Genomic DNA, 15,064 nt, shown 5'->3' with positions numbered 1-15,064 from the left:
GGCGATGTCCCGTTCGCCATGCCGGCCATTCGGTCAGGTTGATTGGCGCGTCATGTGCACCGATCATGGGGACGTCACGGAGCGACTGCGTGCACGGCGAGCGTCGGCACGCGGCGATGGCGCGCGATGTGTCAGTAGGACGAGCGGTACGGCGTGCCCTGGTCGAAGCGGCTTTGCCAATGCGTGAGGTAACGCGACGCGAGCTGCGGATTGTTCCACACCACGACGACGTTTTCGGAATTGCGGCTTGCCGCCGAAGCGCTGTAGTTGAACGAACCCGTCTCGACATGCTCGGCATCGATCACGAGGTACTTGTCGTGATGAATCGCATAGGCGTCGATCGTGCGCGTCGGGATGCCCGCGTTGACGAGCAGGTTCAGCGCCTGCTTGCTGCTTTTCGCGCGATTGCCCTTGTCGTCCACGACGACCGCGATATTCACGCCGCGCCGCTTCGCGGCGAGCAATGCACGCGTGACGGGCGGCGACGTGAACGAGTAGGCGGCCACGCGAATCGAGCTGTGCGCGGCGCCGATCGCCTTCAGCACGAGCGCCTCGGCGCCGCCATCGGGCGAGAACGCCGATTCGACGACTTGCGTTGCGGGCGCTTCGTGGGTCGGGGCCGGCAGCAGTTGCGCGATGAAGTCGATCGCCTGCTGCAGCAGCGATTCGTTGTGTGTCTTGCCGAAGGCGGCGAAGGGCGTGGCGAGCAGGGAAGCGGCGAGGCAGGCGGTGGCGAGGCGTTTGCGCGACAACATCTTGGACAGCGAATGATTTTGAGACAGCGGGCCGTGAGTGTAACGCAGACACGGCGGCGCGGTCACGCCTTCATGCGAATGGATGGCCTTGCGTGGCGGAGTGCAGCGCACGGTGCGGCGACATCCTCATGCTGCGCGGCACTTGCACGGGTTCGATCATCGCGCGGGTCGATTGATGGCGATGCAGGGTCCGCGGGTGTATGCGGCTAGCGACACGATCCCGGCGAGAAGAAACGCACGCTCGCGATCGGATCGTTTCAGTGTCGCGCAATGCGCGAATGGCGCAGCGTGCGGCCATGCAAAGGCCCGGCATGCAGAAGGAGGGATGTGTCATGTGCAGGCATGGCCGTCGCACGGCGATGCGCGTTCATCAGGCTGTGTGAGCCAGGCGTCAGGTATCGAGCGGCCCGGCCGTTTCGCGTGCGACCCACCCGGGCCCGGGTTCCGGCTGCACGTCGTGTGCATCGAGCGGCTCGCCGCACGCCGAGCACACCGCGACCGCCTGCATCAGGTGACCGCAGGTGCGATGACGCAATTGCACCGGCGGCCCCTGGCCGTCGTCCTTCCAGCGGTCGCCCCAGGTCATCAGCGCGAGCAGGGCCGGGTAGAGATCGAGGCCTTTTTCCGTCAGCCGGTATTCGAAGCGCGGCGGTCGTTCCTGATACGCGCGCTTGACCAGCACGCCTTCGTCGACGAGGCGCGCGAGCCGCTCGGCCAGCACGTGGCGCGTGAGGCCCAGTTGCGTCTGGAATGCATCGAAGCGGCGGCAGCCGAGAAAAGCGTTGCGCAGGATCAGCATGGTCCAGCGGTCGCCGAGCACGGCGAGCGTGCGCGCGACCGAACAGTTCAGCGTGCCGATGTCATCCCATTTCATGATCGAGTCTCGTGCGGCGGTTCAGCGAAGGAGCGGGTTCGATTATAGAACTTGCCTTCGGTCGCAACGGGCGTCGGCGCGTTGACAAGCCCGGCCCGGTTGTCAATAATGAGTTCCAATTTGGAACTTACTGGTGCGGCGACGCACTTTCAATCAGGAGACAACCCGATGAATCCGCTTTCCCTGTCCGGTCTCGAACTGCTGCGTGCGGCGGCGGCGGGCGATGTGCCGCTCGCGTCGATCTCGGAGACGATCCCGATGCAGCCGCTTGGCGTCGAGCTTGGCTACGTGAAGATGTCCGCCCGCGCGGACGGCCGCCATCTGAATCCGCTCGGCGGCGTGCACGGCGGGTTCGCCGCGACGGTGCTCGATTCGGTCACGGGCTGTGCGGTGCATTCGATGCTCGACGCGGGCGTCGGCTACGGCACGGTCGACCTGCACGTGAAGATGCTGCGCCCCGTGCCGCGCGACGTCGATCTGATCGCGGAAGGGCGCGTGATTCATCTGTCGCGTTCGCTGGGCGTTGCGGAAGGCACGCTGAAGACGCCTGACGACAAGATCGTCGCGCACGCGTCGGCCACCTGCTTCATTCAGCGGCCGCAGTGACGGACGAGGTGATGTTGTAACGGCTGGAACGGCTGGGTCCGCTGCCCGATGGCATGCGAACGACGCGCGCGCGGCCGCAGCCGAAGCCCGCGCGCAGGACCGGCCCGCCGAATGGCACCTGTAAGCGTATGCATCGGCCGTCTGAAACACGCGCTTCAATGTGATAGCGTTCCTGCTTTCCACTGACGCGACAGGAACAGCATGGAATACCGCACACTCGGCGATTCGGGCATCGAGGTCAGCCTGATCGGTCTCGGCACGATGACGTGGGGCGAGCAGAATTCGGAGCGCGACGCGCACGAGCAGATCGATTACGCGCTCGGGCAGGGCGTCACGCTGATCGACGCCGCGGAGATGTATCCGGTGCCACCGAAGCCTGACACCCAAGGCCGTACGGAGCAGTACATCGGCACCTGGCTCGCGCAGCACCGTGCGCAGCGCGACCGGATCGTGCTCGCGACGAAGATCGCGGGCCCGGCGCGGCAGCCGCACAACCCGCGCCATATCCGCGGCGAAGGCAACCAGTTCGACCGCAAGAACCTGACCGAGGCGCTCGACGGCAGCCTCAAGCGCCTGCAGACCGACTACGTCGACCTGTACCAGCTGCACTGGCCCGATCGCAGCACGACGACGTTCGGCCGTCCCGCGTATCCGTGGGTCGACGATGCATACACGGTCCCGATCGAGGAAACGCTGGGCGTGCTCGCGGAATTCGTGAAGGCCGGCAAGATCCGCGCGATCGGCGTGTCGAACGAAACACCGTGGGGCGTCGCGCAGTTCCTGCGTGCGGCCGAGCAGCTCGGGCTGCCGCGCATCGCCAGCATCCAGAACCCGTACAGCCTGCTGAACCGCACGTTCGAAAACGGCCTGTCGGAGTTCACGCATCGCGATGGCATCGGCCTGCTCGCGTATTCGCCGCTCGCGTTCGGCTGGCTGTCCGGCAAGTACGAGAACGGCGCGCGTCCGGCCGGCGCGCGCATCACGTTGTTCGAGCGCTTCCAGCGCTACAGCAAGCCGCAGGCCGTCGAGGCGACGTCACGCTACGTGGCGCTCGCGAAACGCCACGGGCTGTCTCCCGCGCAGTTTGCGCTCGCGTTCGTCAACAGCCGGCCGTTCGTGCGCAGCAACCTGGTCGGCGCGACGTCGCTCGAGCAACTGAAGGAGAACATCGGCAGCATCGACGTGAAGCTGTCCGACGAGATCCTGGCCGAGATCGATACGCTGCACGAACTGCAGCCGAACCCGGCGCCGTAAACGGCGCGCGGCCCGCGCGGCACGGATGCCGCGGCGGGCCGCGTGCGATGACGCGCATCGCTGCGCGGCCGTTGCTTGCGCGATCGCGGTTACCGCATTCCGAGCCGCATGCGCGCGGCGACCAGTGCGGCAAGACTCAGCACCGCGCAGCCCATCAGGTACAGCGCCGGCGACAGCCGGTTGCCGGTCGCGCTGATCAGCCAGGTGATGACGAACGGCGCGAAGCCGCCGAACAGCGTGACGCCTGTGTTGTAGCTGACCGCGAGGCCGGTCGCGCGGGTTTGTGACGGGAACAGTTCGGCCATCAGCGCCGGCAGCGCACCGCAGTACGTCGCCTTCAGCAGGCCGATCCAGATCAGCGCGGCCAGCATCGTCGCGAACGATGCGTGCTGGGTGAGCCATGCGAACGTCGGCCACACGGTGACGAGCATCAGCACGGCTGCCGCCACCATCACGCGAATGCGCCCGGTGCGATCCGACAGATGCCCGACGAGCGGCGTGACGAGCGTCAGCACGAAGCCGGTCGCGAGCGTCGCCGCGAAACCGGTCGAGGCCGGCAGCCCGAGCTGCTTGATCGCGTAGGTCGGCATGTACAGAACCATGTAGTTGATCGCGGTCGAGATCACGAGCACGCCGATCGACAGCAGCACGCGCAACTTCTGGTCCGCGAACAGCTCGCGCACCGGCGCTTCCGAGCGTGCCTGCGTCTTGAACTCGATCCCCTCGTCGACGTAGCGGCGGATGTACAGCCCGACCGGGCCGATCGCGAGGCCGAACAGGAACGGCACGCGCCAGCCCCAGCTTTCGAGTTGCGCGGTACTCAGCGTCGACGTCAGCAGGGCGCCGAAACCCGATGCGAGCAGCGTCGCGAGCCCCTGGCTCGCGAACTGCCAGCTCGACATGAAGCCGCGCCGTTGCGGCGCATGTTCGACGAGGAACGCGGTCGAGCTCGCGAATTCGCCGCCGGCGGAAAAGCCCTGCATCAGCCGCGACAACATGATCCCGAGCGGCGCGAGGATGCCGATCGATGCGTAGGTCGGCATCAGCGCGATCAGCAGCGTTCCCGCCATCATCATCCCGATCGACAGCAGCAGCGACGCCTTGCGGCCCGCGCGGTCGGCATAGGCGCCGAGCACGAAGCCGCCGATCGGCCGGATCAGGTAGGACAGCCCGAATGTGCCGAGCGTGAGCAGCAGCGACGTCGCCTCGCTCGTCGCGGGGAAGAACAGCTTGGCGATCGTCACCGCGAAAAAGCCGTAGACGATCAGGTCGAACCATTCGAGCGCATTGCCGATCGATGCGGCGAAGATGATGCGCCGGATCTTCGCGGCGCTGGGCCGCGCGGCGTCCTGCGAGGTCAGGGTGGTCGTATTCATCGTGTGAGCAGGTCCCGAGCAAGGGGCGAAGCGCGTTACAGGGCGGCGCCGGCCGCGGCGGGTGCCGCGCGGCGAACGGGCGGCGCGGCGTCGCCGAGATCCCAGAAGAGGCCGGCCATCATCTGCAGCCCCTCGCGCACGACGCTCGCGAGCAGATGCTCGTCGGGCGCGTGCTGCGAGCAGGCGGGATACGAATGCGGGACCCACAGCGTCGGCAGCCCGAGCGTGTCGGCGAACACTTCGTTCGGCAGCGTGCCGCCGAGGTTCGGCAGGATCGCGGGTTTTTTGCCGGTCGTGCGCGCAAGCGACGCGACGGCCCAGCGCACCCACGGATCGTCCGGCGGCAGGCGCGTCGCCGGGGCGCCGCGTTCGACGTCGATCTCGACGTCGGCAAAGCCATGCGCATCGAGATGCGCGCGCAGGTGCGCCTGTAGTGCTTCCCAATCGGTGCCGACCACGAAACGCAGCTGGCAGTGTGCATATGCGACGGGCGGAATCGCGTTGACCGGATGTTCGGGATTGCCGGCCTTGAACGCGAGGATCTCGAAGGTGTTCCAGCCGAACACGCGCTCGGCCGCGGAGAGGCCCGGTTCGCCCCAGCCGGCGTCGAGCGCGGGGTCGCCCGGGCCGCCGCCGACGGACAGGTCGGCGAGCGCGGCGCGCACGGCAGCCGGGATCGGCGGCGGACGCAGCCCCGCGACGCGGATCGCGCCGCGCGCATCGACGAGGCTCGCGAGCGCGTTCGCCAGCACGGTCGCCGGGTTGCGCAGCAGCCCGCCCCAGTTGCCGGAGTGATGGCCGCCGTCGCGCGCGCGCAGGCTCAGCTTGAAGTTGACCGAGCCGCGCGAGCCGAGGAATACGGTCGGACGTTCGGCGGTGAGGCGCGGCCCGTCGGACGCGATCAGCACGTCGGCCGCGAGCGCATCGCGCTCCTGGCGGCACAGTGCGTCGAGGCCCGGCGAACCCGTTTCCTCGCCCATCTCGATCAGCAGCTTTGCGTTGAAGCCGAGCCGGCCGCCGCGCGCGTCGAGCACGCTCGCCAGCGCGGCGAGGTTGATCGTGTGCTGGCCCTTGTTGTCGGCGCTGCCGCGGCCGTACCAGCGATCGCCTTCGACGGTCAGCGTCCACGGCGACAGCGGTGCGCGCCATTGCGCGTCGTAGCCGCGCACGACGTCGCCGTGGCCGTAGATCAGCACGGTCGGCAGCGCATCGTCCTCGTGGCGTGATGCCAGCAGGAACGGGCCGCCGCCGTCGATGGGGTTGTCGACGAGCCGCGACGTAAAGCCGAGGCGCGCGGCCTCCGGCGCGATCTCGTCGGCCAGGTAGGCGCGCAGCGCGGCGCCCGAGCCGCTTTCCTGGCTTTCGGTGCGCAGGCCGACGCGGCGGCTCAGGGTCGTGAAGAACGCACCCGATTCGAACTGGTTCAACGCGTGCTGGATGGCGGCGGTACGGCTCAAGACGAGTCTCCTTGATCGGTATTCCGGCAGACGCGGTGCGCATGGCCGGGCGTGCGATCGATTCTAGAAAGCCGTTTTTTTTGTCACAATGATCGAATTTCGAACATTCCTTTGCCGAAAAGGCAAAGCGGAGCGGCCTTGGGTCACGGGCCCTGGGGATAGAACGATGGCGGCTTTCCTGCATGGTCTTGCGCTGCGGTACTTCGTCGAAGTGGCGCGCACCGGGTCGATCAGCGACGCATCCGCGCGGCTGCACGTGGCCGTGTCGGCGATCAGCCGTCAGATCGCGAAGCTCGAAAGCGAGCTTGGCGCGCCGCTGTTCGAACGCCGGCCGCGCGGGATGGCGCTGTCGGAGGCCGGCGAGCGGCTGCTGGGCTTCGCGCAGCGCAGCCTGCTGGAGGCCGAGCACGTGATGAAGGAAATCGGCGGGCTCGAGGCGCTGCACGGTAGCCTGCTGAAGATCGCCTGCTCCGAAGGATTCGCGATCGATTTCCTGCCGGGCGCGCTCGCGAGCTTCAAGGCGCGCCACCCGGGCGTCGATTTCTCGGTGTGGGTCGTGTCGCCGGCCGATGCGACGCGGCGGGTGCGCGACGGCGATGCCGATATCGGGCTGACGTTCAGTCTGGCGCCGGAGCAGGGCGTGCGCGTCGAACACGCCGAGCGTGCGCCGATCTTCGCGCTCGTGCGGCGCGATCATCCGCTCGCGGCGCGCGATTCGGTGTCGCTTGCCGATGTCGCGCGGCACCCGCACGTGCTGCCGGAGGCCGGCACGACGGTCCGGCAGCTGATCGACATCGCATGCGTGCTCGACGGGCTCATGCTCGAGCCGGAGCTCACCAGCAACAACACCGCGGTGATGTACCGCTACGCGCAGCGTACCGGTGCGGTGATGTTCACGGGGCTGCTGTCGGTGCGGGACCGTTTCGACGCGGACGGCTTCGTCGTGGTGCCCGTCACGAACCCCCAGCTGCGCGAGCGCAGCATCCAGGTGCAGACCATGGCGGGGCGCGATCTGCCCGCGTCGGTGCGCGCGTTTCGCGACCATCTGGTCGACGTGATGCGCGCCGCAGCACCCGCGCCGGTTGCCGCGCGCGGCCCGCGACGCCCGGGCGTGAGATAATCACCAATCCGCCTTCCGTGCCCATGCGGCTCATCGAGCCGCTGCCCCTGCTTGACGCCAAATTGAAGAACCTGCTTGTCACCCTCGATCGCGCCGGCGACTTCGACGAGATCATCGACGTGCGTACGCCGCTCGAGTTCGCCGAGGATCATATTCCTGGTGCGCTGAACGCGCCCGTGCTCAGCAACGAAGAGCGCGTCATCGTCGGTACGATGTATCGGCAGGTATCGCCGTACGAAGCGACGCGCGTCGGCGCGGCGATGGTCGCTCGCAACATCGCGCGCCATCTCGACACCACGTTCGCCGATCGTCCGCGCAACTGGCGGCCGCTGATCTATTGCTGGCGCGGCGGCAAGCGCTCGGGCTCGATGACGAACTGGTTCAACCTGATCGGCTGGCAGGCGCGCCAGCTCGACGGCGGCTACAAGGCATACCGTCAATCAGTGTGCGCGACGCTCGGCACGCTGCCAACGCGGTTTCGCTACATCGCGCTCGTCGGTCATACGGGCTGCGGCAAGACGCGGCTGCTGAACGCGCTGCGCGACGTGGGTGCGCAGACGCTCGATCTCGAGGCGCTCGCGTGTCATCGCGGCTCGCTGCTCGGCGCGCTGCCGGGCAAACCGCAACCGTCGCAGAAGGGGTTCGATTCGGGGCTCGTCGAGACACTCGGGTGTTTCGACCCCGAATGGCCGGTGTTCGTCGAATCGGAAAGCCGCAGGATCGGGCTCGTGCACCTGCCGATCGCGCTGATCGACGCGTTTCACGCCGGGCCGTGGGTCCAGGTCGACGCGGCGCACGACGAGCGCATCGCGTTCCTCCTCGAGGACTACGCCCACCTGTTCGACGCACCGGCCGCGTTCAAGGCGCAGCTTCAACGGCTGATCGGCCTGCACAGCCGTGACCAGGTGGCGCACTGGAATGCGCTGATCGATGCCGATGCGCGGGCCGACCTGTTCACCGAACTGATCGACAAGCATTACGATCCCGCCTATGCGCGCACCTACCGCGCAACGTACAACCAGCCGAACCGGGCGCTGACGTTCACGTTCCAGCCGAACGCGGCCGACGTGCGCGATCAGGCGCGCACGCTGCTGGCCCGGCTCGCGCAAGCGGGGCTGCCTGCGTCGGCCGCGCTGGCGGCCGGCGCGGAATCCTCAACCGACAAAAACCAATCGACCACCACACGATGACGACCACACGCACCCAACCCAGTCCGGCGCTCGGCTGGATGACCTTCCTGCTGATCGCGGTCGCAGGCCTGTTCTACGTGAAATGGTTTCCGTACTACAACAAGGCATTCGTCGCCGCCGAGCATCATTCGATCGGCCAGTCGATCCTGATGGGCACGTCGGCGGCCGCGCCCGAGCCGTCGCTCAAGGCGGCGCTCGACTATGCCTGGGCGTACGGCAAGGCGATCTGGCAGGCGATGGTACTCGGCCTGCTGCTCGGTTCGGCCGTGCAGGCGCTGCTGCCCGCGCACTGGGTCGCACGTGTGCTCGGCCGTACCGGCTTCGGCAGCGTCGCCGCGGGCGGCCTGCTGTCGCTGCCCGGCATGATGTGCACGTGCTGCGCGGCGCCGGTCGTCGCCGGCCTGCGCGCGCGCCACGCGTCGCCGGGCGGTGCGGTCGCGTTCTGGCTCGGCAACACGGTGCTGAATCCGGCCGCGCTGGTGTTCATGGGCTTCGTGCTCGGCTGGCAGTGGAGCGCGCTGCGGCTCGTGCTCGGCATCGCGATGGTGTTCGGGATCGGCTATCTGCTGAACCGCATCGCGCGTCCGGAGGACCGCAGCATCGACGACGCGCAACTCGCCGCGCTCGCGGCCGAACAGGCCGCGGCAGGCAATCCGTTCGTCCGCTGGATCAAGCTGCTCGCGCGCATGGCCGTGCGGCTCGTGCCCGAATACATCGTGCTCGTGCTGCTGCTCGGCGCGGCGCGCGCGTGGCTGTTCCCGCATATCGGCCCGGACATCGGCAACCATCTCGGCTGGATCATCGCGTTCGCGGTCGCGGGCATGTTGTTCGTGATCCCGACGGCCGGCGAGGTGCCGATCATCCAGGCGATGCTGTCGCTCGGCATGGGCGTCGGCCCGGCCGCCGCGCTGCTGATGACGCTGCCGCCGATCAGCGTGCCGTCGCTCGCGATGCTCGCGCGTTCGTTCAAGCCGTACATGCTGGCGATCGTCGCGGGCCTCGTCGTCGTGTTCGGGATCGCGAGCGGGCTGCTCGCGATCGCGTTCGGGTTTTGACCGGCGCGCGGACGGGACGGTAGGCGGGCGCGGCAGCCGGACACGCCCGGCTCGCATGCGCTCGGCGGGCAGGGCCGGACAGGCCCGGCTGCCGGCGGCACCCAAGGACGCGCGCGATTGCCGCTGTGCGTTGCGTGCAGACCGATCCCGCCGCGCAACCGTCGTATTCATCCGGCGCTGCCGCTTCATGCGTGCGGCGCCCTTTACAAGAAGCAAACAGGAAAACGCATGACCCAACCGAAGATTCATCCTCGACTCGAAAAGGCGCTGACGCGCGGCGATCTCGCGATCCGCCAGGCCAATTCCGCGCGGGCGACTGCCGTGCTGAACGCGCTCGGCACGATGATCATCGAAGCCTCCGCCACGATCGGCGTCGAGGCCAGCATCGACATTCCGCAGGGCGACCGCATTTACGATCCGGCGAACGGCCTGTGGCCGCAGAAGATGCTGGTGTCGTTCGACGGCCCGGTGGAGGAAGCCGACGCGGAAGAGCTGCGCGCGGTCTATCTCGTCGCCGACGATCCGGGTACGCAGTTCCGCGTCGAATGGCATCGCGCGGACGGCAAGCTCGGCCGCCAGGAAGGCGGCCCGCTCGCGACCGTCGCGTTCCTGACCGACGTCGAGATTCCGTGGAGTGACGACGACGAATAACGTCGTCCCGATTTCGTCGCATCGAGCCGGCGCGTGGCGCGCCGGCCGTCAGCGCATCATCCGCCGCCGGAACAGCCACGCGGACACCACGAAGCCGCCGACTGCATAGCCGGCGAGCACCGCGAGATGCAGGCCGACGTCCGCCGCCGGCCGGCCGAGCATCGCGGGCCGGATCAATTCGACCGCGTTCGCGAGCGGCAGCGCATGCGCCGCGTGCTGCGCGACCGGCGGCAATTGCGTGACCGGGAAGAACACGCCCGACAGCAGCAGCATCGGCGTCAGCACGAGCGTCTGATAGAACATGAAGAAGTCGTAGGACGGCGCGAGCGCGGTGACGATCATCGCGGTGCTCGCGAACGCGAGGCCGGCGAGCGCGATCACGGGCAGCGCCGCGAGCATCGACGGAAACCGCGCATAGCCGAGCAGGCCCGCGACCAGCATGATCGCGACGCCCGACAACAGTGCCTTGCTCGCCCCCCAGACAATCTCGCCGAGCACGATGTCGCCGAGCGCGAGCGGCGTGTGCATGATCGCTTCCCAGGTGCGCTGCACGTGCATCCGCGAGAAACCCGAATACATCGACTCGAAGCTCGCGGACATCATCACGCTCGAACCGACGGTGCCGGCCGCGAGGAACGCGATGTACGACACGCCGTCGACGTGGCCGAGCATCAGGCCGAGCCCGAATCCCAGCCCGAACAGATAGATCATCGGATCGGCGAGATTGCCGAACAGCGACGCGAGCGCGAGCTTGCGCCACACGAGGTAGTTGCGCCGCCACACGGCGATCCAGTTGGTGGCATTCGCGGGCAGCGCGATCGCGAAGCGCGATTCGCGCGGCGGTGCGGACGGCGCGGCGCTGGAATAGTTGCGTACGTCCATGATCGATCAGTCCTGCATGTCGCGGCCGGTGAGCCGCAGGAACACGTCTTCCAGATTGGCCGGACGATGCAGATAGCGCAACCCCGTGCGCCCCTTGAGCCGCGCGCTGAGCGGCTCGGGGTCGGTCACGTAGCAGAACAGCGTCTCGCCGCTGATCTCGGTGTGCTTCGCGAACGCCGCCAGTTCGTCACGCAGCGCGACCGGATCGGGACCGTAGATCTCGATCACGTCGCAGCCGATCTCCGATTCGATCAATGCGTGCGGCGTGCCTTCGGCGATCTTGCGGCCTTCCTCGATCACGCACAGTCGGTCGCACAGGCGCTCGGCTTCTTCCATGAAATGCGTGGTGATCAGGATCGTCTTGCCGCGCGCGAGCAGCGAGCGCAACCGCTCCCACATCAGGTGCCGCGCCTGCGGATCGAGGCCCGTCGTCGGTTCGTCGAGCACCAGCACGTCGGGATCGTTGACGAGCGCACGGGCGAGCGTCAGCCGGCGCTTCATGCCGCCCGACAACTCGCCGACCTTCGCATCGGCCTTGTTTTCCAGCTTCGCGAATTCGAGCAGCGGCTGCACGAGCGCGCGTGCGGCCTGCGCGGACATCCCGAAATAGCGGCTGAACACGAGCAGGTTTTCGCGGACCGTGAAGTCGGGGTCGAGGTTGTCGAACTGCGGGACGACGCCGACTCGCTGGCGCGCATGCCGCGCGCGCGACGGAACGGGTTCGCCGCACAGTGAAATGGCGCCCGCGTCGGGATACGCGAGGCCGAGCAGCATCCGCAGGGTGGTGGTCTTGCCGGCGCCGTTCGGCCCGAGCAGGCCGTAGCATTCGCCGGCCTGGACGTGGAAGGACAGGTCGTTGACGACGAGCTTGTCGCCATAGCGCTTTTCGACGTTCCGGAACTCGATCGGTGCAACGGACATGGGCAGGTTGTCGTTGTAAGCGGGCGCGTTTTTCGGCTTCGTGGCCGGCCGGGCCGGCATGCGGGCAGGCGAACGGATCGGACGAATGCTTGTCAGATCGACATGGCCGAAGCGAACGCGCGCCGACGGCATGAACGGGCCATTCTAGTGCATCGGCCGCATCCCTTCAGGGCATGCCCGCGCGGCACGGTGCAGGCGTGCACGGATCGTGCACTGCATCATCGCCGACGCGCCCCGCGTGGCGAATCAGCGTTTTCCATCCCTTGCGTCCGGAATTGCGGCGCACCATGATGAGTGCATAGCGCACGTAGTCGCGATAGGGAGGTTTCATGGCTAGCTACAACAAGATTTTGCTGTGCTACGACGGCACGCTCGAAGGACGCAAGGCATTGCGCTGTGGCGCCAATCTCGCGATGGATCTGAAGGCGGAAACGCATTTGCTGTCGGTCGTCGACATGCGCTCGAGCATCGCGCAAAGCGCAGGGCTGCTGACCGACGTCGCCTGCGGCCGTTTCGAGGAAACGGCGCGCGAGATCCTGCAGGAAGGCGTGAACTGGCTGCGCGAGCGCGGCGTTCAGGCGGAAGGCCATTTCGCGTTCGGCTATCCGATCGACGAAATCGCGAATCTCGCGACGGAGATCAAGGCCGACCTCGTCGTTGTCGGCCACCGGTGCCGCAGCGGGTTGTCCAGGTGGTGGATGGGGTCGGGCAATACGCAACTGCTCGATCGCGTGAACTGCAGCATTCTGGTCGCCTGTTCGTCGGCGGAAGAGCAAAAGGCCGAGATCGCGCGCGAACGCGAAGCGGCCACTGCGAACGGCAAGTAACACGGCAAGTCGTGCCGTGATTGCCTGACCGGCTGGGTCGCGCTGCGATTCACGCTGGTCTTGCGCCGTGCCGCAACGGCGGCCTCCATTTCGATCGCGGCACGCTCAGGCGTGCAGATCGATCGCGGACAGCTTCCACGAGAACAGGCCGACACGATGGAAGATCGCCGCATAGCGCGTGCCATCGGCGCTGCGCTGGTAGGTCACGACGAATTCATCGATATTCCGGTAGCCGGCGCTCGTTTGCTGCGGATGGCCTGCATCGCTCGGGCTGGCCGACGCGGGTGCCGATGTGGGTGCCGATGTGGGGGCCGGCGCAGACGCCGCTGACGCGGTGGCGCTGCTGCCCGGTACGGGGAGGCTCGCGGGATTGGCCGGTGGTGTGGCCGGCGCATGGCCCGGCGCATCGCCGGACGGCGGCCCCGACCAGTCGGGCGGCCGTTCGCCCGGATTACCGCGCGGCGGAATGCCGCTCATCAGCGCCGCCACGCCTTCCGGCGTTGCATACGCATCGACCAGCGGGCCGATCAATGCAGAACCGATCAGCGCGCCGATCACCGCGAACGGATTGTCCTTCTTCACCGCGTCGATCCGGCGCATCAACTCTGCCGTGACCTGCTGCTTCAGGCTGATGCGCAGCGACGGAAAATCGACATATTCGCTGACCGCCTGCGCATCGCGCGCGTCGATCGCCGATTTCAGGCGACCGAGCGCGACGTACGGCGACGCGTATGCATAGCCGATCGCCACCAGGGCGGCGACGGCCAGCACGACGATCAGCAGGGGCTTGAGCCGCCGGGCGCGGCTCGAAGATCCAGTCACGATGCCTCCGGTGCGGACAGGTTCCGCAATCAGAGACCGCCGTGTGCGGCCGATCGTTCCTCGTCGATGCAGCGATCGATCATCCGGCACACGGCATCGATCGTTCCGACCATGATCAGGCGCGAGCGGCCGTGATAGACGCGCACCGGCGCACGACGCGCCGGTTCCGCGTGATTGAGGCCGGCATTCAGCGACACCCGCGCGAACGCGGGCAGCGCTGACGGCAGCAGCGACGCCTGCCGTTCAACTGCGACTTCTTGGCTCACCACGGGCGCCGCGGCGGACAGCGGCGCGCAGGGCGTGCGGCCGCGCAGATGACGCAGGCGGCCGAATTGACGGAAAGGCAGCAGACGGGACAGGCGTTCCATGATGTTCTCCTCAGCGAGACCGATTGTCAGAGTTCGCCCGAGCGGATCAGCCCGACGGCGATGCCTTCCAGCGCGAATTCCGCGCTGCCGGCCTTGACGAAGATGTTTTCGTAATCCGGGTTCTCTGCGATCAGCTCGAGGCCGCCGGGCCGGCGCATCAGGCGCTTGACCGTGACGTCGTCGCCGAGGCGGGCGACGATGATCTGGCCGTCCTTCGCTTCCGTGCGCTTCTGCACGGCGAGGAGGTCGCCGTCGAGAATGCCGGCGTCGCGCATCGACAGGCCGCGCACCTTCAGCAGGTAGTCGGGCTTGCTCGTGAACAGCGCGGGATCGCATGCGTAATGCTGGGAGATGTGTTCCTGCGCGAGGATCGGGCTACCGGCCGCGACCCGGCCGACGAGCGGCAGCGACAGTTGCATCAGGCCGGCGTGCGGCAGCGTGAACTGGTGCGGCGCATCGTCGATGCCGAGCAGGCGGATGCCGCGCGACGCGCCGGCGGCCAGCTCGATCACGCCCTTGCGCGCCAGCGCACGGAGGTGCTCCTCGGCCGCATTCGGCGAGCTGAAACCGAGCTCGGCCGCGATCTCGGCACGCGTGGGCGGGAAACCGGAGCGCTCGATCGCGCGGCGGATCAAGTCGAACACTTGCTGCTGACGGGCGGTGAGTTTGGTCATGGCTGAACTGTATGGATAGACAGTGAGCTGTATTTTTATACAGTACTTCGCGAATTTCAAGTGTTACTTGAGGTTCGACGCGATCACGCCGGTTCCGGCGCGATTTCGCGACGTCGAAACGTCGGTTTATCCGCCGCAACCGTCCGTCCCGTCTGCGTTAGCACTTTTGAATATTAAAAAATGAAGAACGATTATTTTTAATCATGTAGCCCGTTCGTTAGACTGGCCCGAC

17 protein-coding genes are annotated in these 15,064 nt (G+C 67.4%); 7 read left to right on the top strand and 10 right to left on the bottom strand.

Going from position 1 to position 15,064, the window contains the following annotated elements:
* Positions 1–131 precede the first annotated feature (131 nt).
* Positions 132–755: a phospholipase D family protein gene (locus tag ACTJKF_RS09355; RefSeq protein ID WP_440623277.1), complete on the bottom strand. Its 624-nt coding sequence runs from the start codon at positions 753–755 to the stop codon at positions 132–134.
* Between the two features lie 391 nt (positions 756–1,146).
* Positions 1,147–1,629 carry a winged helix-turn-helix transcriptional regulator gene (locus ACTJKF_RS09350; protein WP_440623276.1) on the bottom strand — a complete coding sequence of 161 codons (483 nt, stop codon included), beginning with the start codon at positions 1,627–1,629 and terminating at the stop codon, positions 1,147–1,149.
* A gap of 168 nt (positions 1,630–1,797) precedes the next feature.
* Here ACTJKF_RS09350 and ACTJKF_RS09345 point away from each other — a divergent pair, with 168 nt between their 5' ends.
* Both ACTJKF_RS09345 and ACTJKF_RS09340 read left to right on the top strand, forming a co-directional pair.
* On the top strand, positions 1,798–2,235 hold the full coding sequence (locus ACTJKF_RS09345; protein ID WP_440623275.1) for a PaaI family thioesterase: 438 nt from the start codon (positions 1,798–1,800) through the stop codon (positions 2,233–2,235).
* 201 nt (positions 2,236–2,436) lie between these two features.
* On the top strand, positions 2,437–3,489 hold the full coding sequence (locus ACTJKF_RS09340) for an NADP(H)-dependent aldo-keto reductase (RefSeq protein WP_440623274.1): 1,053 nt from the start codon (positions 2,437–2,439) through the stop codon (positions 3,487–3,489).
* An 89-nt stretch (positions 3,490–3,578) separates the two neighbouring features.
* Here ACTJKF_RS09340 and ACTJKF_RS09335 read toward each other — a convergent pair whose 3' ends face one another.
* Together ACTJKF_RS09335 and ACTJKF_RS09330 are read right to left on the bottom strand one after the other, a co-directional pair.
* The gene (locus ACTJKF_RS09335; protein ID WP_440623273.1) at positions 3,579–4,865 is read right to left on the bottom strand and encodes an MFS transporter; all 1,287 of its coding nucleotides are present in this window, start codon (positions 4,863–4,865) and stop codon (positions 3,579–3,581) included.
* Positions 4,866–4,900: 35 nt separating this feature from the next.
* Complete coding sequence (locus tag ACTJKF_RS09330; protein ID WP_440623272.1) at positions 4,901–6,322, bottom strand: M20 family metallopeptidase; 1,422 nt, start codon at positions 6,320–6,322, stop codon at positions 4,901–4,903.
* 166 nt (positions 6,323–6,488) lie between these two features.
* Here ACTJKF_RS09330 and ACTJKF_RS09325 point away from each other — a divergent pair, with 166 nt between their 5' ends.
* From ACTJKF_RS09325 to ACTJKF_RS09310, 4 genes are all read left to right on the top strand, one after another.
* On the top strand, positions 6,489–7,442 hold the full coding sequence (locus ACTJKF_RS09325; RefSeq protein ID WP_440623271.1) for a LysR substrate-binding domain-containing protein: 954 nt from the start codon (positions 6,489–6,491) through the stop codon (positions 7,440–7,442).
* Between the two features lie 62 nt (positions 7,443–7,504).
* Positions 7,505–8,632: a tRNA 2-selenouridine(34) synthase MnmH gene (gene mnmH, locus ACTJKF_RS09320; RefSeq protein WP_440623270.1), complete on the top strand. Its 1,128-nt coding sequence runs from the start codon at positions 7,505–7,507 to the stop codon at positions 8,630–8,632.
* Positions 8,629–9,687: a permease gene (locus ACTJKF_RS09315; RefSeq protein ID WP_440623269.1), complete on the top strand. Its 1,059-nt coding sequence runs from the start codon at positions 8,629–8,631 to the stop codon at positions 9,685–9,687. The genes mnmH and ACTJKF_RS09315 overlap by 4 nt, the downstream gene beginning before the upstream one ends.
* A gap of 228 nt (positions 9,688–9,915) precedes the next feature.
* Positions 9,916–10,338, top strand: a complete 423-nt coding sequence (locus ACTJKF_RS09310; RefSeq protein WP_440623268.1) for a hypothetical protein — start codon at positions 9,916–9,918, stop codon at positions 10,336–10,338.
* 48 nt (positions 10,339–10,386) lie between these two features.
* Here ACTJKF_RS09310 and ACTJKF_RS09305 read toward each other — a convergent pair whose 3' ends face one another.
* The 3 genes from ACTJKF_RS09305 to ACTJKF_RS09295 form a co-directional block, all read right to left on the bottom strand.
* Positions 10,387–11,220: an ABC transporter permease gene (locus ACTJKF_RS09305; protein WP_440623267.1), complete on the bottom strand. Its 834-nt coding sequence runs from the start codon at positions 11,218–11,220 to the stop codon at positions 10,387–10,389.
* 6 nt (positions 11,221–11,226) lie between these two features.
* The gene (nodI, locus tag ACTJKF_RS09300) at positions 11,227–12,141 is read right to left on the bottom strand and encodes a nodulation factor ABC transporter ATP-binding protein NodI (RefSeq protein WP_440623266.1); all 915 of its coding nucleotides are present in this window, start codon (positions 12,139–12,141) and stop codon (positions 11,227–11,229) included.
* 166 nt (positions 12,142–12,307) lie between these two features.
* Complete coding sequence (locus tag ACTJKF_RS09295) at positions 12,308–12,472, bottom strand: hypothetical protein (protein ID WP_440623265.1); 165 nt, start codon at positions 12,470–12,472, stop codon at positions 12,308–12,310.
* Here ACTJKF_RS09295 and ACTJKF_RS09290 point away from each other — a divergent pair.
* Entirely contained in the window at positions 12,471–12,968 is a 498-nt protein-coding gene (locus ACTJKF_RS09290; protein ID WP_440623264.1) for a universal stress protein, read from the top strand. The two genes, ACTJKF_RS09295 and ACTJKF_RS09290, sit on opposite strands and share 2 nt — an antisense overlap.
* A 105-nt stretch (positions 12,969–13,073) precedes the next feature.
* On the opposite strand, the gene ACTJKF_RS09285 is transcribed toward ACTJKF_RS09290, so the two are convergent.
* From ACTJKF_RS09285 to lexA, 3 genes are read right to left on the bottom strand one after another with little or no spacing between them, the layout of a single operon-like run.
* Positions 13,074–13,790, bottom strand: a complete 717-nt coding sequence (locus ACTJKF_RS09285) for a DUF2939 domain-containing protein (protein WP_440623263.1) — start codon at positions 13,788–13,790, stop codon at positions 13,074–13,076.
* Positions 13,791–13,819: 29 nt separating this feature from the next.
* Entirely contained in the window at positions 13,820–14,158 is a 339-nt protein-coding gene (locus ACTJKF_RS09280) for a hypothetical protein (protein ID WP_440623262.1), read from the bottom strand.
* A 26-nt stretch (positions 14,159–14,184) separates the two neighbouring features.
* Entirely contained in the window at positions 14,185–14,832 is a 648-nt protein-coding gene (gene lexA, locus ACTJKF_RS09275; protein ID WP_006754655.1) for a transcriptional repressor LexA, read from the bottom strand.
* Positions 14,833–15,064: the final 232 nt, after the last annotated feature.

The organism is Burkholderia sp. 22313 (genome assembly GCF_052045245.1).
Classification (GTDB): Bacteria; Pseudomonadota; Gammaproteobacteria; order Burkholderiales; family Burkholderiaceae; genus Burkholderia.
The sequence above is the reverse complement of the archived record's forward strand: the minus strand, read 5'-3'. Positions and strand labels throughout refer to the sequence as shown.